General features: G+C 72.0%; 17 protein-coding genes and 1 tRNA gene. 12 read left to right on the top strand and 6 right to left on the bottom strand.

The window, feature by feature from the left end; genetic code table 11:
- Positions 1–73: 73 nt before the first annotated feature.
- The 6 genes from paaA (at position 74) to ACIQUT_RS18035 (ending at position 5,075) form a co-directional block, all read left to right on the top strand.
- On the top strand, positions 74–1,087 hold the full coding sequence (paaA, locus tag ACIQUT_RS18060; protein ID WP_403563875.1) for a 1,2-phenylacetyl-CoA epoxidase subunit PaaA: 1,014 nt from the start codon (positions 74–76) through the stop codon (positions 1,085–1,087).
- Positions 1,084–1,368 carry a 1,2-phenylacetyl-CoA epoxidase subunit PaaB gene (gene paaB, locus ACIQUT_RS18055; RefSeq protein ID WP_114053291.1) on the top strand — a complete coding sequence of 95 codons (285 nt, stop codon included), beginning with the start codon at positions 1,084–1,086 and terminating at the stop codon, positions 1,366–1,368. Before paaA ends, paaB begins: the two co-directional genes overlap by 4 nt.
- Positions 1,365–2,096, top strand: a complete 732-nt coding sequence (gene paaC, locus ACIQUT_RS18050) for a 1,2-phenylacetyl-CoA epoxidase subunit PaaC (RefSeq protein WP_403563874.1) — start codon at positions 1,365–1,367, stop codon at positions 2,094–2,096. Before paaB ends, paaC begins: the two co-directional genes overlap by 4 nt.
- A complete protein-coding gene (gene paaD / locus ACIQUT_RS18045; protein WP_403563873.1) occupies positions 2,090–2,608 on the top strand; it encodes a 1,2-phenylacetyl-CoA epoxidase subunit PaaD in 519 nt (172 codons plus the stop codon). The genes paaC and paaD overlap by 7 nt, the downstream gene beginning before the upstream one ends.
- Positions 2,609–3,748 (top strand): 2Fe-2S iron-sulfur cluster-binding protein, encoded by a 1,140-nt coding sequence (locus ACIQUT_RS18040; protein WP_403563872.1) that lies wholly within the window; start codon positions 2,609–2,611, stop codon positions 3,746–3,748.
- Positions 3,749–3,932: 184 nt separating this feature from the next.
- A complete protein-coding gene (locus ACIQUT_RS18035; RefSeq protein ID WP_403563871.1) occupies positions 3,933–5,075 on the top strand; it encodes an acyl-CoA dehydrogenase family protein in 1,143 nt (380 codons plus the stop codon).
- 104 nt (positions 5,076–5,179) lie between these two features.
- On the opposite strand, the gene ACIQUT_RS18030 is transcribed toward ACIQUT_RS18035, so the two are convergent.
- The 6 genes from ACIQUT_RS18030 to ACIQUT_RS18005 all read right to left on the bottom strand — a co-directional run bounded on the left by ACIQUT_RS18030 (position 5,180) and on the right by ACIQUT_RS18005 (position 10,784).
- Entirely contained in the window at positions 5,180–5,524 is a 345-nt protein-coding gene (locus ACIQUT_RS18030) for a rhodanese-like domain-containing protein (protein ID WP_403563870.1), read from the bottom strand.
- 55 nt (positions 5,525–5,579) lie between these two features.
- Complete coding sequence (locus tag ACIQUT_RS18025) at positions 5,580–6,446, bottom strand: J domain-containing protein (protein ID WP_403563869.1); 867 nt, start codon at positions 6,444–6,446, stop codon at positions 5,580–5,582.
- Positions 6,447–6,599: 153 nt separating this feature from the next.
- Positions 6,600–8,069 carry a DUF2252 domain-containing protein gene (locus tag ACIQUT_RS18020; protein WP_403563868.1) on the bottom strand — a complete coding sequence of 490 codons (1,470 nt, stop codon included), beginning with the start codon at positions 8,067–8,069 and terminating at the stop codon, positions 6,600–6,602.
- A 113-nt stretch (positions 8,070–8,182) separates the two neighbouring features.
- Positions 8,183–8,842, bottom strand: coding sequence for a response regulator (locus ACIQUT_RS18015; protein ID WP_403563867.1), 660 nt, complete (start codon positions 8,840–8,842; stop codon positions 8,183–8,185).
- Between the two features lie 8 nt (positions 8,843–8,850).
- Complete coding sequence (locus ACIQUT_RS18010; protein WP_403563866.1) at positions 8,851–10,536, bottom strand: sensor histidine kinase; 1,686 nt, start codon at positions 10,534–10,536, stop codon at positions 8,851–8,853.
- 165 nt (positions 10,537–10,701) lie between these two features.
- Positions 10,702–10,784, bottom strand: a tRNA-Leu gene (locus tag ACIQUT_RS18005).
- Positions 10,785–11,077: 293 nt separating this feature from the next.
- Here ACIQUT_RS18005 and ACIQUT_RS18000 point away from each other — a divergent pair.
- From ACIQUT_RS18000 to pknB, 6 genes are all read left to right on the top strand, one after another.
- On the top strand, positions 11,078–11,887 hold the full coding sequence (locus ACIQUT_RS18000; protein ID WP_403563865.1) for an FhaA domain-containing protein: 810 nt from the start codon (positions 11,078–11,080) through the stop codon (positions 11,885–11,887).
- A 10-nt stretch (positions 11,888–11,897) separates the two neighbouring features.
- The gene (locus ACIQUT_RS17995; protein ID WP_403563864.1) at positions 11,898–12,398 is read left to right on the top strand and encodes an FHA domain-containing protein; all 501 of its coding nucleotides are present in this window, start codon (positions 11,898–11,900) and stop codon (positions 12,396–12,398) included.
- Between the two features lie 144 nt (positions 12,399–12,542).
- Positions 12,543–14,006 carry a PP2C family protein-serine/threonine phosphatase gene (locus ACIQUT_RS17990; protein ID WP_403563863.1) on the top strand — a complete coding sequence of 488 codons (1,464 nt, stop codon included), beginning with the start codon at positions 12,543–12,545 and terminating at the stop codon, positions 14,004–14,006.
- Positions 14,007–14,037: 31 nt separating this feature from the next.
- Entirely contained in the window at positions 14,038–15,462 is a 1,425-nt protein-coding gene (locus ACIQUT_RS17985) for an FtsW/RodA/SpoVE family cell cycle protein (protein ID WP_403563862.1), read from the top strand.
- Positions 15,459–16,928 (top strand): peptidoglycan D,D-transpeptidase FtsI family protein, encoded by a 1,470-nt coding sequence (locus ACIQUT_RS17980; protein ID WP_403563861.1) that lies wholly within the window; start codon positions 15,459–15,461, stop codon positions 16,926–16,928. Before ACIQUT_RS17985 ends, ACIQUT_RS17980 begins: the two co-directional genes overlap by 4 nt.
- Before the next feature lie 224 nt (positions 16,929–17,152).
- Positions 17,153–19,168 (top strand): Stk1 family PASTA domain-containing Ser/Thr kinase, encoded by a 2,016-nt coding sequence (pknB, locus tag ACIQUT_RS17975; protein WP_403563860.1) that lies wholly within the window; start codon positions 17,153–17,155, stop codon positions 19,166–19,168.
- Positions 19,169–19,390 lie beyond the last annotated feature (222 nt).

The following is a 19,390-nucleotide window of genomic DNA, read 5'->3' as shown; positions in this document are numbered from 1 at the left end:
GACTCACCATTGAAGGGAACGAACCGAACGATCGGTCGGTCGGGCGGTCAACAGACTCTGGCAGGGAGCCGGGATGGTGGCAGTGACCCCGGAAGCGGGGCAGGACGCGGGGCTGGAAGCCGGCCTCGCGGCACAGCTCGCGGCGGCTTTCGACGCCGCGGTGGCGGCCGACGACCGCGTCGAGCCGCGGGACTGGATGCCCGACGAGTACCGCTCGACGCTCGTACGCCAGATGGCCCAGCACGCCCACTCCGAGATCATCGGGATGCAGCCCGAGGCCAACTGGATCACCCGCGCGCCCTCGCTGCGCCGCAAGGCGATCCTCATGGCCAAGGTGCAGGACGAGGCCGGGCACGGGCTGTACCTGTACAGCGCCGCCGAGACGCTCGGCACCAGCCGCGACGAGCTGCTCGACAAGCTCCACGCGGGCAAGCAGAAGTATTCGTCGATCTTCAACTACCCCACGCTGACCTGGGCCGACGTCGGCGCGATCGGCTGGCTCGTGGACGGCGCGGCGATCACCAACCAGGTGCCGCTGTGCCGCTGCTCCTACGGGCCGTACGCCCGCGCCATGGTCCGGATCTGCAAGGAGGAGTCCTTCCACCAGCGCCAGGGCTTCGAGCTCCTCCTCGCCCTCTCCCAGGGCACCCCGGAGCAGCACGCGATGGCGCAGGACGCGGTGGACCGCTGGTGGTGGCCCTCGCTGATGATGTTCGGCCCGCCGGACGCCGAGTCGTCGCACTCGGCGCAGTCGATGGAGTGGCGGATCAAGCGGCACTCCAACGACGAGCTGCGCCAGCGCTTCGTGGACATCGCCGTTCCGCAGGCCGAGACGCTCGGCCTGACCCTGCCCGACCCGGACCTGAAGTGGAACGAGGAGCGCGGGCACCACGACTTCGGCGCGATCGACTGGACCGAGTTCTGGGACGTGCTCAAGGGCAACGGCCCGTGCAACGACCAGCGGCTCGGACAGCGCCGCCGGGCCCACGAGGAAGGCGCGTGGGTCCGGGAGGCAGCCGCGGCGTACGCCGCCAAGCACACGGCGGCACCGGCCGCCGCGGCAACGAACGAGGAGGCAGGGGTATGACGCAGAACTGGCCGCTGTGGGAGGTGTTCGTGCGCTCGCGGCGCGGCCTCTCGCACACACACGCCGGCAGCCTGCACGCTCCCGACGCGGAGATGGCCCTGCGCAACGCCCGCGACCTCTACACCCGGCGCAGCGAGGGCGTCTCCATCTGGGTGGTGCCCTCCGCCGAGATCACCGCGTCCTCCCCGGACGAGCGGGACCCGTTCTTCGCTCCGGCGGCCGACAAGGCGTACCGGCACCCGACCTTCTACGACATCCCCGAAGGGGTGAGCCACCTGTGACCGGCACCGACATCGCCGTGCCGGCGGCGGCCGCCCTCGCCCTCGGGGACGACGCGCTGGTCCTCTCCCACCGCCTGGGCGAGTGGGCCGGCCACGCCCCCGTGCTGGAGGAGGAGGTCGCCCTCGCCAACATCGCGCTCGACCTGCTCGGCCAGGCCCGCGTCCTGCTGTCGATGATCGGCGACGAGGACGAGCTGGCGTTCCTGCGCGAGGAGCGGTCCTTCCGCAACGCGCAGCTGGTGGAGCAGCCGAACGGCGACTTCGCCCACACCATCGCCCGCCAGCTGTACTTCTCCCTGTACCAGCACGAGCTGTACGCGCAGCTCGCCGCCGGGGACGGGCCGTTCGCCGGCCTGGCCGCGAAGGCCGTCAAGGAGACCGCGTACCACCGCGACCACGCCGAGCAGTGGACGCTGCGGCTCGGCGACGGCACCGAGGAGAGCCGCCGGCGCATGCGGGCCGGCCTGGACGCGCTGTGGCGGTACACCGGCGAGCTGTTCCAGCCGGTGGAGGGCCTCGACGGGGTCGACTGGACCGCGCTGGAGGACCGCTGGACGGCCGCGCTGGGCGGCGTACTGGAGCGGGCCGGGCTCTCCCTCCCGGAGGGTCCGCGCACCGGCGCCTGGGCCGCCGGGGCCGGCCGGCAGGGCCTGCACACGGAGCCGTTCGGCCGGATGCTGGCCGAGATGCAGCACCTGCACCGCAGCCACCCGGGGGCGACATGGTGACCCGCGCACAGGAGGCGCCCGAGGTTCTGAGCCGCCTGGAGGCGGAGCTGACCGAACTGGCCGGCTCCGTCCCCGACCCCGAGCTGCCCGTGCTCACCCTGGCCGAACTGGGTGTCGTACGCGGGGTGCGGATGCACGAGGACGGCCACGCCGAGGTCACCCTCACCCCCACGTACACCGGATGCCCGGCCATCGAGGCCATGTCCGCCGACATCGAGCGGGCCCTGACCGGCCACGGCATAGCCGACGTCCGGGTCCGCACCGTCCTGTCGCCCGCCTGGTCGACCGACGACATCAGCGCCGAAGGCCGGCGCAAGCTGGCCGAGTTCGGCATCGCCCCGCCCCGCCCGCACGCGGCGGACGGGCCGGTTCCCGTCGCCCTGTCGGTCCGCTGCCCGCACTGCGGGTCCACCGAGACCGAGCTGCTCAGCAGGTTCTCGTCCACCGCGTGCAAGGCACTGCGCCGCTGCACCGCGTGCCGTGAACCGTTCGACCACTTCAAGGAGCTGTAGATGGCCGCGTCCACGCCGTCGCCCGCGCCGGCGACGGGCTCCGCGCGTCCCCCGCGCCACGGCGCCTTCCACCGGCTGACGGTGTCGGCGGTCGACCGGCTCACCGACGACTCCGTGGCGCTGACCCTCGCGGTCCCCGAAGAGCTCCGCGCCGACTACCGGCACACCGCCGGCCAGCACCTCACCCTGCGCCGGACGACCCCCGAGGGCGCCGAGGTCCGCCGCACCTACTCGATCTGCTCCCCGGCCCCGGACCCCGCCGGTCCCGGCCCGGAGCGGCTCCAGGTCGGCGTACGGCTCGTGGAGGGCGGCGAGTTCTCCACCTTCGCGCACAAGGAGGTCGCCGCCGGGGACGCGCTGGACGTGATGGTCCCGGCCGGCCGCTTCGTCATCGACCCGGCCGCCGCGCCCGCGGGCGGGCACTACGCGGCGATCGTCGGCGGCAGCGGCATCACCCCGGTGCTGTCGATCGCCGCGACGCTGCTGGCGGCCCGGCCCGACGCCCGGTTCTGCCTGGTGCGCACCGACCGCACGCAGGCCTCGACGATGTTCCTGGAGGAGGTCGCCGACCTCAAGGACCGCTACCCGGACCGCTTCCAGCTGGTGACGGTGCTGTCCCGGGAGGAGCAGGAGGCCGGGCTGCCGTCCGGGCGGCTGGACGAGGAGCGCCTGAAGGGCCTGCTGCCGGCGCTGCTGCCCGTCGCCGACGTCACCGGCTGGTACCTGTGCGGTCCGTACGGGCTGGTCGTCTCCGCGGAGCGGGCCCTGGGCGCGCTCGGTGTCGGGCGCGGCCGGGTCCACGAGGAGGTCTTCCACGTCGAGGACGCCGCCGCACCGGCACCCGCCGCGGCCGCGGCTCCCGCGCACGGCCGGGTCACCGCCCGCCTCGACGGCCGCTCGGGCACCTGGCCCGTCCAGGGCGGGGAGTCCCTGCTGGACACGGTGCTGCGCAACCGCGCGGACGCCCCGTACGCCTGCAAGGGCGGGGTGTGCGGCACCTGCCGCGCGTTCGTGGTGAAGGGCGAGGTCCGGATGGACCGGAACTTCGCGCTGGAGGCGGAGGAGACGGACGCCGGGTTCGTGCTGGCCTGCCAGTCCCACGCGGTGACCGAGGAAGTGGAGATCGACTTCGACCGCTGAGAGCGGCTTCGACCTCCGAGGGCGGCTTGGGCCGCCGAGCCCGCCGGCGGCGGCCCCGTGCGGGGCTGCCGCCGCAGGCCTGTCCAATTCCCGGAACCTGCCCTATCTTGACGCTCCGTCAGATTCAGGTGCCCGGGCTCCGGTGTGCAGCCCGGGTTCCGGTGCACGCCCGGGAGGACAGGCAGTGGACTTCACCTTCACCGAGGAGCAGCAGGCCGCCGTTGAGGCGGCGAAGGCAGTCTTCGCCGGGGTCGCCCCGGACGGCGTGCCCAGCCCCGCCCTGACCCCGGGCGCCGTCGCCGACGACTTCGACCGGCCGCTGTGGGCCCGGCTCGCCGCGTCCGACCTGATCGGCCTGGTCCTGGCCGAGGAGTACGGGGGCGCCGGCCTCGACGCCATCGCCCTGTGCCTGGTGCTGCGCGAGGCGGCGAAGCGGCTGGCCCGGGTGCCGCTGCTGGAGCACTGCGCCACCGCCGCCGTCGTCCAGGCCCACGGCAGCCCCGAACTCGCCCGCGCCCTGCTGCCCGGCGCCGCGACCGGGGCCCTCGTCCTCACGGCCGCCGCCCACGGGCGCAGCGGCCACGACCCCGCCGAACTCGCCGTCGGCGCACGCCGCGAGGGCGACGGCTGGATCCTCGACGGGGTGCAGACCGCCGTGCCGTGGGCGCACGCCGCGGACTGGATCGCCGTACCGGCCCACACCGGCGCCGGGGAGGCCGTCCTCGCGCTCGTCCCGCGCGGCGCCGAGGGCCTCGCCCTCGCCGACCAGTACTCGACCAGCGGGGAACTGCTCGCCGAACTGTCCCTGGACGGTGTCCGGGTGCCCGCGGCCCGACTGATCGCCGCCCCGGCGGCCTGGGAGCGGCTGCACCGGCTCCTCACCGTCGGGACCTGCGCCCTCGCGCTCGGCCTCGGCACGGCCGTGCTCGCCATGACCGGTGAGTACACGGGCAAGCGCGAGCAGTTCGGCTTCCCGGTGGCCACCTTCCAGGCGGTCGCCGTGCAGGCCGCGGACCGCTACATCGACCTGCGCGCCATGGAGGCCACCCTGTGGCAGGCGGCCTGGCGGATCGACGCGGCGACCGGCGGGGCCGGCGGCCCGCTGCCGCCCGCCGGGGACATCGCCGTCGCCAAGATCTGGGCCTCGGAGGGGGTGCGCCGGGTCGTGCAGACGGCGCAGCACCTGCACGGCGGCTTCGGCGCCGACACCGACTATCCGCTGCACCGCTACCACGCCTGGGCCAAGCAGCTGGAACTCCAGCTCGGCCCGGCCGCCGCTCACGAGGAGGCGCTGGGCGACCTGCTGGCCGCCCACGCACTCACCTGAGGCGCCTCACAGCGCCCCACCAACACCCCACAGGCACCCGCCGGCGCCCCACGGCGCACGGCGCCCCACGGGCACCCGAACGCGCCGCAGGGCACGAGGCGTGGCTACAGCACGAAGGCCTGGCTGCCGTTGTCGGTCACCATCGGGCGCCCGGCACCGTCCCAGGCCTGCATCCCGCCGTCGACGTTCACGGCGTCGATGCCCTGGCGCACCAGGTACTGCGTGACCTGCGCGGAGCGTCCGCCGACCCGGCACACCACGTGCACCCGGCGGCCGTCCTCAATGGCTTCCGTCAGCTCGCCGAAGCGGGCGGCGAAGGCGCTCATCGGGATGTGCAGGGCGCCTTCCACGTGCCCGGCGGCCCACTCGTCGTCCTCGCGCACGTCCAGCACAAAGCCTTCGGAGGGCACCGCGGCGGCGTCCACCGAGGGAAGCGGTCCGAAGTTCATACGTCGCCTTCTCTCATCACAGGTCGGGCCCCCAACCTATCCGAGCCGGCCGGGCTCACCCCGCGGCCAGGGCGGCGAGCTGGGCCTCCTTCTCGGACACCTGGGCCAGCAGCTGCTCGGCGATCTCGTTCAGCAGCCGGTCCGGGTCCTCGGGGGCCATCCGCAGCATCGCCCCGATCGCGCTGTCCTCCAGCTCGCGGGCCACCACCGTGAGCAGCTCCTTGCGCTGGGCCAGCCACTCCAGCCGGGCGTACAGCTCCTCGCTCTCGCTCAGCCGCTGCTCCGCCTGCGCCGCCTGCGCCGCCGGGCCGGCCGCCCACTCCTCGGCCAGCTCGCGCAGCAGCTGCTCCTCGCCCCGCCCGTACGCGGCGTTGACCCGGGCGATGAAGGCGTCGCGCCGCTGCCGCTCGGCCTCGTCCTGGGCGAGGTCCGGGTGGGCCTGCCGGACGAGCTCGCGGTACAGGCGCTTGACCTCCTCCGTCGGCCGCACCCGCTGCGGCGGCTGCACCGGCCGGTCGGTGAGCATCGCGCCCGCGTCGTCGGAGATCCCGTCGGAGCCCATCCAGTCGTGGAACAGCTCGTCCACCCCCGGCATCGGCATCACCAGCGAGCGCGCCTCGCGGGCCAGCCGCAGGTCCTCGGCGTCGCCGCTGCGCTCCGCCCTGGCCTCGGCGATCAGCGCGTCCAGCTCGTCGAGCCGCGCGTACATGGGGCCGAGCTTCTGGTGGTGCAGCCGGGAGAAGTTCTCGACCTCCACCCGGAAGGTCTCCACCGCGATCTCGAACTCGATCAGTGCCTGCTCGGCGGCCCGCACGGCCCGCTCCAGGCGGGCCTCGGGCCGCTCGTCGCCGGGGGCGCCGGAGGCCGGACCGGAGGCACCGGAGGTCGCGGAGGCGGTCTCTTCACTCTGCTGCTCGCTCACCCGGCCACCCTAAGCCCGGTCCGGCCGGGCCCGGGTTTCGGCCAGGACACAACCGGAACGCCCAGCCCCCGGACTCGGTTCAAACCCAGGAACCGGCTCAGCCCCCGGACTCGGCTCAGCCCGAGGAATCGGCTCAGACCCCGGAGACTCGGCTCAGACCCCGGACTCGGCGGCGATCCGCCCCGCCTTCACCGCCGCCACCAGGTCCGCGTGGTCGGCCTCCGTGCGGTCGGCGTAGGCCACCGCGAACGCGGCGAACGCCTCGTCCAGCTCCTCGTTCTTGCCGCAGTACCCGGCCAGCAGCCGCGGGTCGGCGCTGTGCGCGTGTGCCCGGGCCAGCAGGGCCCCGGTCATCCGGCCGTAGTCGTCGAGCTGGTCCGCGGAGAGCGCCGCCGGGTCCACGCTGCCCTTGCGGTTGCGGAACTGGCGGACCTGGTACGGGCGCCCCTCGACCGTGGTCCAGCCCAGCAGGATGTCCGAGACGACCTGCATGCGCTTCTGCCCGGCCACCACGCGGCGGCCCTCGTGCTCCTCGGTCCGGGCCTCGAAGCCCACCGCGGGCAGGTGGGGCAGCAGCACCGACGGCCGCGCCTCCTTGACCTGGAGCACGAGCGGCTCGCCCCGGTGGTCCAGCAGCAGCACCACGTACGAGCGGGTGCCGACGCTGCCCGTGCCGACCACGCGGAACGCGACGTCGTGGATCGCGTACCGGGCCAGCAGCGGCAGCCGGTCCCCCTGCAGCGTGTGCAGGTACGGGCCCAGCGAGGCGGCCACGGCCGCCGCCTCCGCGTCCCCGACCCGGCGCAGCACCGGCAGGGCGTCCACGAAGCGCCGCCCGCTGTCGGGGCAGGGCTCGGTGGACTTGGCGGCGAACCGCGCCGAGGTGTTGCTGCGGGCCTTGTCCACGACCCGCTGGAGGATGCCGAGCATGTCGCGGGCGTCGGCGTGCGTGACGAGCTTCTCGTCCGCGATCGCGTTCCAGGCGTCCATCGCCGGCAGCTTGGCCAGCAGCCGCATGGTGCGGCGGTAGGTGCCGACGGCGTCGAGGGCGGCGGCCCGGCAGGTGTCCTCGTCCGTGCCGGCGACCCGGCCGGCCAGGATCAGCGAGGTCGCCAGCCGCTTCAGGTCCCACTCCCAGGGCCCGTAGACGGTCTCGTCGAAGTCGTTCAGGTCCATGACGAGGCGGCCGCGGGCGTCGCCGTACAGGCCGAAGTTCCCGGCGTGCGCGTCACCGCAGATCTGCGCCCCGATGCCGGTCACGGGGCCGGCGGACAGGTCGTGGGCCATCAGTCCGGCGGCCCCGCGCAGGAACGCGAAGGGGTTCGCGGACATCCGGCCCACGCGTATCGGCGTCAGCTCGGAGACCCGCCCGGCGTTGGACTCCTCCACCGCGCGCACCGCGTCCGGCCGCCCGGCGGGCGCCTCGAAGCGGGCGTGCGCCGCGCGCGGCACCCTGCCCCGGAGCGCCTTGCCGGCCTCCCTGGGCGAGCCGTCCTCCGTCCGCGGCGCGAACCCCGGGACGTCCGGCAGCCGCCCCTCGCAGTCCGCCGTGCCCACCACACCCGCCGTGCCCGTGCCCGCAGTGCCCGCCGCGTACGCCGCGCGCCGTTCCGCCATCGCCATGCTGCCGCCCCCGCCCGTGACCGCCGGGCCCGCCGGCGTCTTCCCGTTGTTCCGCTGTTCCGTTTTCGCCGTTCCGGTCCCGGCGTCTCCGCCGTTCCGGTGCCCGACCGTATCTAGAGCCCGGCGTCCCTGGCCAGCAGGGCCGCCTGCACGCGGTTCTCGCAGCCCAGCTTCGCCAGGATCCGGCTCACGTACGTCTTCACCGTCGCCTCGCTCATGTGCAGCCTCCGGCCCGCGTCCGCGTTGGACAGCCCCTCGCCCAGCAGGGCCAGCACCCCGCGCTCGCGCTCGCTCAGCTCGGCGATCCGCCGCCTGGCCTCCTCGCTGCGCGCCGCCGCCCGGCCCGACGCCAGCTGGTCGACGACGTGCCGGGTCGCCCCCGGCGAGAGGTACGCGTCCCCCGCCGCGGCCGCCCGCACCGCGCCGATCAGCTCACCCGGCGCCGAGTCCTTGAGCAGGAACCCTGCGCTGCCCTGGCCGAGCGCCCGCAGCACGTTCTCCTTCTCCCCGAACGTCGTCAGGACCAGGGCCCGCACCTCGGGCACGGCCCGGCCCAGCTCCCCGAGCGCGGTCAGGCCGTCCATCACGGGCATCTGGATGTCGAGGAGCACCACGTCCGGGGCGTGCGAGCGGGCCAGCTCCACGGCCTCCCGGCCGTTCGCCGCCTCGGCGACGACCTCGATGTCCGGCGCCGACGTCAGGATCATCCTGATCCCGGCCCGGATCAGCGGCTCGTCGTCAGCGATCACCACTCGGATCACCTTGGCTGTCACCCGCGCTCCTACTGCTTGACCTCGTACGACTGCTTGTCGACGAGCTTGCCGTCCTTGAAGCAGAACCGGAAAACCGTATCGCCGTCGAGTTCGTCGTTCGCCGACGACAGCCAGGCCACGCACGCCGAACCGGCGGGCTTCTGCGGGCCCTTGCGGTCCAGTCCCTCGGTCAGGAAGCTCTCCCCCGAAGGCAGCCGGTCCCGCACCGCCTGCTCGCTCTCGCCGATCCGGAACAGCTCGTACTCCTCCGGGCTCATCATCGACTTGGTCACCGAGCCCAGCAGCAGCGTCATGACCGCCCCGATCACGATCACGAACACCACCAGCGCCGCGAACGCGATACCGCAGCCCAGGGCGACACCGCCGGTCCGGCTGCGCCCGCGCACCACCAGCTCCCGGTCCACGGCGGCCCAGTCCATCGGCGGCCCGGCGGCCGCCGCGGCCAACGCCTGGGCCTGCTGCCCGAAGTCGTCGGCGACGTCCACGGCCCCGGCCGGCTCCGCCCCGTACGGCAGCACGCCGGCCACCCGGAACCCGCCGTCCTCGGTGCCGCCCGCGTGGACCATCCCGCCGACGAGGCGGGCCCGCTCCCGCAGCCCGGTCAGGCCCTGCCCGCCCGAGACCACCTCGCCCGCCGCCGGCCGCGCCGGAGCGGGGCCGTTGGCGATCTCCACGACCAGCGAGTCGTCCTCGTACCGCAGCTCGACGGTGATGGCGGCGCCGGGGGCGTGCTTGTAGGCGTTCGTCAGCGCCTCCTGCGCGATCCGGTACGCCGCGTGGTCGCAGGCCGCCGCCAGCGGCCTCGGCCTCCCCTGCGCGGCCAGCAGCCGTACGTCGGTCCCCGCGGCCCGCGCCGCCTCCACGATCCCCGCGATGCCGGCCACACCGCGCGCCGCGGGCTGCGCCTCCTCCACAGGAGCCGCCTCCTCCACCCCGTCGCGCAGGATCCCGACGACCTCGCGCAGTTCGTGCATGGCCGACACCGAGGCCTGCCGCAGCACGCCCACGGCCTCGCGCTGGCGGTCGGTGAGCTGGGGGTCCACCTCCAGCGCGCCGGTGTGGACGGCGATCAGCGCCAGCTGGTGGCCCAGGCTGTCGTGCATGTCCTGGGCGATCCGCTGCCGCTCCCGCAGCCGGGCCTGCCCGGCGACCATGGCCCGCTCCCGCATGAGCTGCCCGTTGCGCTCCTGGAGCGCCCGCAGCAGGGTCCGGCGCTGCGACCAGTACCGGCTGGCCAGGCCGGGCATCACGGTGGTGACGAGGAACATGAGCGTGCTGAACACGATCACCAGCAGGGGCTTCATCTGGGACAGCTCCACCACGGAGAAGCCCACCGAGGCCAGGAAGGCCAGGGCGAAGACGGTCAGCGCGCGCCCGACGCCGACGATCCGGCGGCCCGCGGACCAGCTCAGCGGTATCGTCACCAGCACCGTGCCGGGCAGGAACGAGGACGCCGCCGCGCTGGCGACGAGGGTCGCGCCCGGCAGCCGGCGCCGCAGCAGCACCAGGGCGAACACGGCCGCGCCGCCGGCGACCATGCGCACCGTGCTGCCGGTGTCCAGCGCCTCGACGCCCAGCCCGAGCAGAGTGACCATTGCCGCAATCGCCAGATCGCCGGCGAGCATCCGCCGGGTCCACGGCTCGGGCCCCTGCAGCCAGTTCCAGCCCGCCCGTATCTTCGCCGTCGCATCCACGCGACGACCCTAGGCATTCCGGCCACGGCGGCAATGCCGCCTTTCGTCGCGGCCCGCCCGACGAAAGTCGTCGGCACGGCACGGAAGTTGGCCCGGCATCGGATCCCGTCCCGGCACAACGAAGAACCCCCGCTTCGGATTTCTCCGAAGCGGGGGTTCCATCTGTGGGCGAGGGGGGATTTGAACCCCCACGTCCCGAAGGACACTGGCACCTGAAGCCAGCGCGTCTGCCGTTCCGCCACTCGCCCGAGCGACGTCCCAGTGGTTCTTCCCTTTCGGTCCGTCCCCCTGGCGACGAACGAAACATTAGCACGTCATCCGGGGTGGATTCACATCGCTTTCCCCGGGCCCCCCGATCCCGCCGAGAACGCCCCTCCCGCACAGCACTCCCGGTGCGGGACACTGTCCCTTGCGCACCCCTACGATCCCTTGTGAGGACCAACACTCGTCCGGACAGGACCCAGGGGGAACCACCCGAATCCGCCACGCGTGGATACGATCAGTAAGCAGTACAGGGCGACAACGACGGAGGAGGTGCCCCATGGGAGTTCTGAAGCGGTTCGAGCAGCGACTCGAAGGTCTGGTGAACGGCACCTTCGCCAAGGTCTTCAAGTCCGAGGTCCAGCCCGTCGAGATCGCGGGAGCACTCCAGCGGGAGTGCGACAACAACGCCACGATCTGGAACCGTGAGCGGACGGTCGTCCCCAACGACTTCATCGTCGAGCTGAGCGCCGGCGACTACGAGCGCCTCAGCCCGTACTCCGGGCAGCTCGGCGACGAGCTCGCGGGCCTCGTCCGCGACTACGCGAAGCAGCAGCGCTACAGCTTCATGGGACCGATCAAGGTCCACCTGGAGAAGGCCGAGGACCTCGACACCGGCCTCTACCGGGTCCGCAGCCGTACCCTGGCCTCCAGCACCTCCCAGCCGCAGCAGCCCCAGGACCAGCAGGGCGGCGGCTACGGCTACCCCCCGGTCGCCGCGCCACCGATGCCCGCCGGGCCGCCTCCGGGCGCGCCGGGCCGCAGGCCGGGTGCGGGCGGACCGGGCCCCGTGCCCCCGGGCGGCGCCCCCAAGCGCCACTGGATCGAGATCAACGGCACCCGGCACCAGATTTCCCGCCCCACCCTCGTACTCGGCCGGAGCACCGAGGCCGACGTGCGGATCGACGACCCCGGCGTCTCGCGCCGGCACTGTGAGATCCGGACCGGAACGCCCTCGACGATCCAGGATCTCGGGTCCACCAACGGCATCGTGGTGGACGGGCAGCACACCACCCGCGCTACGCTCCGCGACGGCTCGCGGATCGTCGTGGGCAGCACCACCATCATTTACCGGCAAGCCGAAGGGTGAAGCGGGGGCAATGTCAGAGCTGACCCTGACGGTCATGCGGCTGGGTTTCCTGGCCGTTCTGTGGCTGTTCGTCATCGTGGCCGTCCAGGTCATCCGCAGCGACCTCTTCGGTACGCGCGTCACACAACGCGGCTCGCGCCGCGGCAGCAGCGGCGGAGCGCCGCAACAGGCGGGCCGGCAGGCCGCCGCGCCCCCGCAGCAGCGCCAGCGCCGCGGGGCGCCCACGAAGCTCGTGGTCTCCGAGGGCACCCTGACGGGCACCACGGTGGCCCTCGCAGGCCAGACGATCACCCTGGGCCGCGCCCACGACTCCACGATCGTGCTGGACGACGACTACGCCTCCAGCCGGCATGCCAGGATCTACCCCGACCGGGACGGCCAGTGGATCGTCGAGGATCTCGGGTCCACGAACGGCACGTATCTCGACCGGACCCGGCTGACCACCCCGACGCCCATTCCGCCGGGCGCCCCGATCCGCATCGGCAAGACCGTCATCGAGCTGCGGAAGTAGTACGAGAATGAGCGAGCGGAGCGAGCGAGCCGCGGCAGTCCGTCCCGTGCAGGACGCGGACCCGAGCGCGCTCCCGACCGGAGGGTGGGCAGTGTGGCTCGAGACCGGTTGTACCCCGAGGAAGCGTCGACAGGGCAGGTGCACATGAGTCTGTCCCTGCGATTCGCCGCCGGATCACACAAGGGCATGATCCGCGAGGGCAACGAGGACTCCGGCTACGCCGGCCCCCGCCTCCTCGCGGTCGCCGACGGCATGGGCGGCCAGGCCGCAGGCGAGGTCGCCAGCTCCGAGGTGATCTCCTCGCTCGTGCAGCTCGACGACGACGTCCCGGGCTCCGACATCCTGACCTCGCTCGGCACGGCCGTGCAGCGCGCCAACGAGCAGCTTCGCCTCATGGTCGAGGAGGACTCCCAGCTCGAAGGCATGGGCACCACCCTGACCGCCCTCCTGTGGACCGGTCAGCGCCTCGGCCTGGTGCACGTCGGCGACTCCCGCGCCTACCTGCTGCGCGACGGGGTCCTGACACAGATCACCCAGGACCACACGTGGGTGCAGCGCCTCGTCGACGAGGGCCGCATCACCGAAGAGGAAGCCACCACCCACCCGCAGCGCTCCCTGCTGATGCGCGCCCTGGGCAGCGGCGACACGGTCGAGCCGGACCTGTCCATCCGCGAGGTCCGCGTCGGCGACCGCTACCTGATCTGCTCCGACGGCCTGTCCGGCGTCGTCTCCCACCAGACCCTGGAGGAGACCCTCGCCGACTACCACGGCCCCCACGAGACGGTGCAGTCCCTGATCCAGCTCGCCCTGCGCGGCGGCGGCCCGGACAACATCACCTGCATCGTCGCCGACGTCCTCGACACCGACAGCGGGGACACCCTCGCCGCCCAGCTGAACGACACCCCGGTCGTCGTCGGCGCGGTCGCCGAGAACCAGCACCAGCTCTTCGACGGCGGCGCCATGCAGACCCCGGCGGGCCGCGCCGCGGGCCTGGGCCGCCAGGTCCCGCCGCCCGCCGGCGCCTTCGGGCCGCCCGGCAGCGGCGACGCCCCCGGCTACGGCTACCCCGACCAGAGCCACGGCCAGGGAGGCGCGTACGGCAGCTTCGGCGACCCCGAGCCGTACGATGACGACGCCCACTTCGACGACACCTACGACCACCCCCGCAGGCGGCGCAGCAAAGGGCGCAAGTGGACCGCCCGCACGCTGATCCTGCTGATCGTGGCCGGAGTCGTCGGGGGCGGCCTCTACGCCGCCCACCGCTGGACGCAGACCCAGTACTACGTCGGCGTCAAGGGCGACCACGTCGCGCTCTTCCGCGGCATCAGCCAGAAACTCGGCCCGCTGGAGCTCTCCACGGTGGAGGCCGACCGCTCCGACATCGAACTGAAGTACCTGCCGCCCTTCAAGCGGAAGCAGGTCGAGGCGACCATCAGCGAAACCAGCCTCGCCGGAGCCCGCCAGAAGATCGATGAACTGGGCGTGCAGGTTTCTGCGTGTAAGAAGGACGAGGAGCGCCGCAACGCGGAGCAGAACAGCCAGACACCGGGTCCCGGCAGCCTGACTGCGGCAGAGCAGCAGCTGGTGGGCCTGTGCGGGAAGCAGTAGTCATACGCGGGCACAGGGGGCCTGCCACACCATGAGCGTTGTCACCAACACGACCACCATCGGCGCCATCGAGCTGCCGAGCAGGCGGAACACCGAGCTGATGCTGCTCGTGTTCGCCGTGGTCATCTCGATCTTCGCCTACGCCAACGTGGGGCTCGCGATCCACGGCGAGCTGCCCCCGGGCATACTCGTCTACGGCGGCGGCCTCGCCGTCCTCGCGGGCATCGCCCACTTCGTCGTACGCCGCTACGCGAAGTACTCCGACCCGCTGCTGCTGCCGATCGCGACCCTCCTGAACGGGCTCGGCTGCGTGCTGATCTGGCGCCTGGACCAGTCCGAGCGGCTGCAGAACCTCGCCAAGCGCAGCTTCGGCAACTTCTCCGAGTCCGCGCCGCGCCAGATGATGTACACCGCGGTGGCCATCGCCATGTTCGCGGCCGTGCTGCTGCTCCTGAAGGACCACCGCACGCTCCAGCGGTTCACGTACATCTCGATGGCGGGCGCGCTGGTCCTGCTGATCCTGCCGGTCATTCCCGGTCTGGGCGCGGACGTCTTCGGCGCCAAGATCTGGATCAGCGTCGGCGGCTTCTCGATCCAGCCCGGCGAGTTCGCGAAGATCGTCATCGCGATCTTCTTCGCCGGCTACCTCATGGTGAAGCGCGACGCGCTGGCCCTGGCCAGCCGCCGCTTCATGGGCCTCTACCTGCCGCGCGGCCGCGACCTCGGCCCGATCCTGATGATCTGGGCGATGAGCCTGCTCGTCCTCATCTTCGAGAACGACCTCGGCACCTCGCTGCTCTTCTTCGGCATGTTCGTGATCATGCTGTACGTCGCCACCGAGCGCACCAGCTGGATCGTGATCGGCCTGCTCATGAGCGTCGGCGGCGCCGTCGTCGTCGGCACGTTCGCCAGCCACGTGCAGGCACGTGTCAACGCCTGGCTCGACCCCTTCGGCTGCTACACCAAGTCCGGCGCCTGCGAGCAGGTCGGCCAGTCGATCATGAGCTTCGGTTCCGGCGGCGTCCTCGGCGCCGGCTGGGGCCAGGGCAACTCGGACCTCATCGGCTTCGCCGCCAACTCCGACTTCATCTTCTCCACCGTCGGCGAAGAGCTCGGCCTCGCCGGCGTCATGGCCTTCCTGCTGCTCTACGGCCTGATCATCGAGCGGGGCGTGCGCACCGCGCTCGCCGCCCGCGACCCCTTCGGCAAGCTCTTCGCCATCGGGCTCTCCGGCGCCTTCTCGCTGCAGATCTTCGTCGTCGCCGGCGGCGTCATGGGCCTCATCCCCCTCACCGGCATGACCATGCCCTTCCTGGCGTACGGCGGTTCCTCCGTCCTCGCCAACTGGGTCCTGGTCGGCATCCTCATCCGGATCAGCGACACCGCCCGCCGTCCCGCGCCGGCCCCCGCGCCGTCCCCCGACTCCGAGATGACCCAGGTGGTCCGCCCGTCATGAACAAACCCCTGCGCCGCATCTCGCTCTTCTGCGGACTGCTCGTCCTCGCCCTGCTGATCCGGACCAACTGGCTCCAGTACGTCCAGGCCGAGGAGCTGAGCACCCGCAAGGAGAACCGACGGGTCCAGATCGCCCAGTACGCCACCCAGCGCGGCAACATCATCGTCAAGGGCGGGCAGTCCATCACCGGCTCCGTCGAGACGCCGGGCAGTGACTACAAGTACAAGCGCGTCTACACCGACGGCCCCATGTGGGCCCCGGTGACCGGCTACGCATCGCAGGCGTTCGGCTCCACGCAGCTGGAGTCCCTCGAGGACAAGATCCTCACCGGCAACGACGACCGGCTGTTCTTCGACCGCACCATCGGCATGTTCACCGGCGACAAGAAGGCCGGCGGCAACGTCGTCACCACGCTGATGCCGGACGTGCAGAAGGCGGCGTACGACAAGCTCGGCACCACGTCGGGCGCGGTCGCGGCCATCGACCCGCGCACCGGCGCCATCCTGGCCCTGGTCAGCACCCCCTCGTACGACCCGTCCGCCTTCGCCGGCAACTCCAAGACGGACGAGAAGGCCTGGGTCGAGCTGAAGGACAGCCCGGAGAAGAAGCTCGTCAACCGCGCGCTGCGCGAGACCTACCCGCCGGGCTCCACCTTCAAGGTCGTCACCGCCGCCGCCGCCCTGGAGCACGGTGTCGTCACCGACATCAACGCGCCGACCGACACCCCCGAGCCGTACCTCCTGCCGAACACGAAGACCCCGATGGTCAACCACGCCAAGGGGTGTGAGAAGGCCAACCTCAACTTCGCGCTCCAGGTCTCCTGCAACTCCGTCTTCGCCAACGTCGCCGACAAGGTGGGCAAGGACAAGATGCTGGAGACGGCCCAGAAGTTCGGCTTCAACAACGACAAGATCGACACCCCGGTCCGCGCGTTCGCCAGCATCTACGACAAGACGATGGACCGGCCGAGCAACTCGCTCTCCGCGATCGGCCAGTACAACACCGCGGCCACCCCGCTCCAGATGGCCATGGTCGCCGCCGCCATCGCCAACGACGGCAAGCTGATGAAGCCGTACATGGTCGAACAGCTCACCGCGCCCAACCTCGACGTCATCGAGAAGCACGAGCCGCAGGAGATGAGCCGCCCGCTCTCCCCCGCCAACGCGCAGAAGCTCCAGCAGATGATGGTCAACGTCGTCGAGAGCGAGAACGGCACCGGCGGCAAGGCCAAGATCAGGGGTGTCCAGGTCGGCGGCAAGACCGGTACCGCCCAGCACGGCGAGAAGAACGCCAAGCGCCCGTACGCCTGGTTCATCTCCTACGCCAAGACCGACAAGGGCTCTCCCGTCGCGGTCGCCGTGGTGATCGAAGACAGTGACGCCGACCGCGAGGACATCAGCGGTGGCGGTCTCGCCGCCCCCATCGCCAAGGCCGTCATGGAAGCCGTCCTGGCCAGCAAGGGCTGACCGGCGGCACGGACAATGGCAACGACGGAACGAGGCGTGAAGGCCGTGTCCGGTGTGACGAGGGGCACTGGTCCCGCCCGGAACCGGGCGTACGGTACCGGTCCTGTATCAGGCTGTGGTCGCGAACCGATCGCCGACGATCGGCCGGTAGCCTTTGCGCGAACAGCACACCGCCGGACCACACACCGGTGCGGTCGGGACTGACGGGAGAGGGCTGGAACGTTATGGAAGAGCCGCGTCGCCTCGGCGGCCGGTACGAGCTGAGCCACGTGCTCGGCCGCGGTGGCATGGCCGAGGTGTACCTCGCCCACGACACCCGGCTCGGCCGTACCGTCGCCGTCAAGACCCTGCGCGCCGATCTCGCCCGCGACCCGTCGTTCCAGGCCAGGTTCCGCCGCGAGGCCCAGTCGGCCGCGTCGCTCAACCACCCGGCGATCGTCGCGGTCTACGACACCGGCGAGGACTACGTCGACAACATCTCCATCCCGTACATCGTGATGGAGTACGTCGACGGCTCCACCCTGCGCGAACTGCTGCACTCCGGCCGCAAGCTGCTGCCCGAGCGCACCCTGGAGATGACCATCGGCATCCTCCAGGCCCTGGAGTACTCCCACCGCGCCGGCATCGTCCACCGCGACATCAAGCCCGCCAACGTCATGCTGACCCGGACCGGCCAGGTCAAGGTCATGGACTTCGGCATCGCCCGCGCCATGGGCGACTCCGGCATGACCATGACGCAGACCGCGGCCGTCATCGGCACCGCCCAGTACCTCTCCCCGGAGCAGGCCAAGGGCGAGCAGGTCGACGCGCGCTCCGACCTCTACTCCGCCGGCTGCCTGCTCTACGAGCTGCTCTGCGTCCGACCGCCGTTCATCGGCGACTCCCCCGTGGCCGTCGCCTACCAGCACGTACGGGAAGAGCCCCAGCCGCCGTCGAACTTCGACCCCGAGATCACGCCCGAGATGGACGCGATCGTCCTGAAGGCGCTGGTCAAGGACCCCGACTACCGCTACCAGTCGGCCGACGAGATGCGCGCCGACATCGAGGCCTGCCTGGAGGGCCAGCCCGTCGCCGCGACCGCCACCATGGGCACCTCCGGCTACGGCTACCCGGACCCGGGCGGCAACTACGGGCACCAGGGCTACGACCAGCCCACAGCCGCCCCGCGCCCCTCCGACCCCGGCCAGACCTCCATGCTCCCGCCGATGCCCCCGGGCGACGGCGGCTACGGCTACGGGGACCAGGGCTCCGGCGGGTACGACCAGGGCCACGGCCGCCGCCAGAACCAGAAGAAGAGCAAGGCCTCGACGATCCTGCTGGTCACGGCCGGCGTCCTCGTCCTGGTCGGCGCGATCCTGATCGGCCGCTCGCTGTTCAACACCGCCGACAACAGGCCCGTCGTGCCCAAGCTGATCGGCGAGACCTTCGAGCAGGCGCAGAAGAACGCCGACAGCGTGGACCTCAAGGTCGAGAAGACGGCCGACGAGCCCTGCGACAACCAGCCCAAGGGCAACGTCTGCAAGCAGGACCCCGCGCCCGACACCCGGGTCGACAAGGGCTTCACGGTCAAGCTGACGATCTCCTCGGGCGCCCCGCAGGTGGCCGTCCCCAACGTCGTCAACATCAGCTTCGAGGAAGCGGAGAAGGCGCTCAAGGAGAAGGGCTTCACCGTCGAGAAGAAGACCCAGGACTCCGACCGCACCCCCGGCACCGTCCTGGACCAGAGCCCCAAGAGCGGCCAGGCCCAGAAGGGCTCCCCGGTCACGCTGACCGTCGCCAAGGAGCCGGCCAAGTCCACGATGCCCGACCTCCTCGGGGCGACCAAGGAGGAGGCGGTCAAGCGCCTCACCGCCGCCAAGCTCAAGCTGGGCAGCACCACCGAGATCGACTCCCCCGGCGCCCCGCCGAAGACGGTCGTCAATCAGCAGTACAACCCGGGCGACCAGCTGGCGCCGGGCACGACGGTGAACGTGTCCCTCTCAAAAGGAGCACAGCAAACACAGGTCCCGAACCTCGCCGGACGAACGGTCGGCCAGGCCAAGCAAGAGCTCGCGGCCCGAGGACTGACCTTCGGCGCGGTGCTGTCGGGCCCCACGGACGACAACGCGATCGTCGTGAGGAGCGACCCGAACCCGGGCACCCCCGTCCCCGGGGGCACGGTCGTGAACGTCCAGACGTTCGGCGTCAACGGCAACCAGCAGGGCGGCAACAACGGGCTCCCCGGCCTCGGAGGCCGCTGACCAGGACACCGCCCCCGCACGACACGAAGGCCCGGCCGCTCTTCCCCACAGGAAGAACAGCCGGGCCTTCGCGTACTCACCTCCTGTCCCGCCTCCGCACATTTCCGCGAAAACCGATCGTGTCTTCATATGTCGGGAATCGTTGGTCCGGTCGGGGTGGGACAGCGGGTTCCGCCCGGGAGGGGCGGAACGATGGTCAGCGAATCGGTACTGCTGGAATCC

Origin of the sequence: Streptomyces sp. NPDC090445 (assembly GCF_044769385.1) — a bacterium.
Classification (GTDB): domain Bacteria; phylum Actinomycetota; class Actinomycetes; order Streptomycetales; family Streptomycetaceae; genus Streptomyces.
The sequence above is the reverse complement of the archived record's forward strand: the minus strand, read 5'-3'. Positions and strand labels throughout refer to the sequence as shown.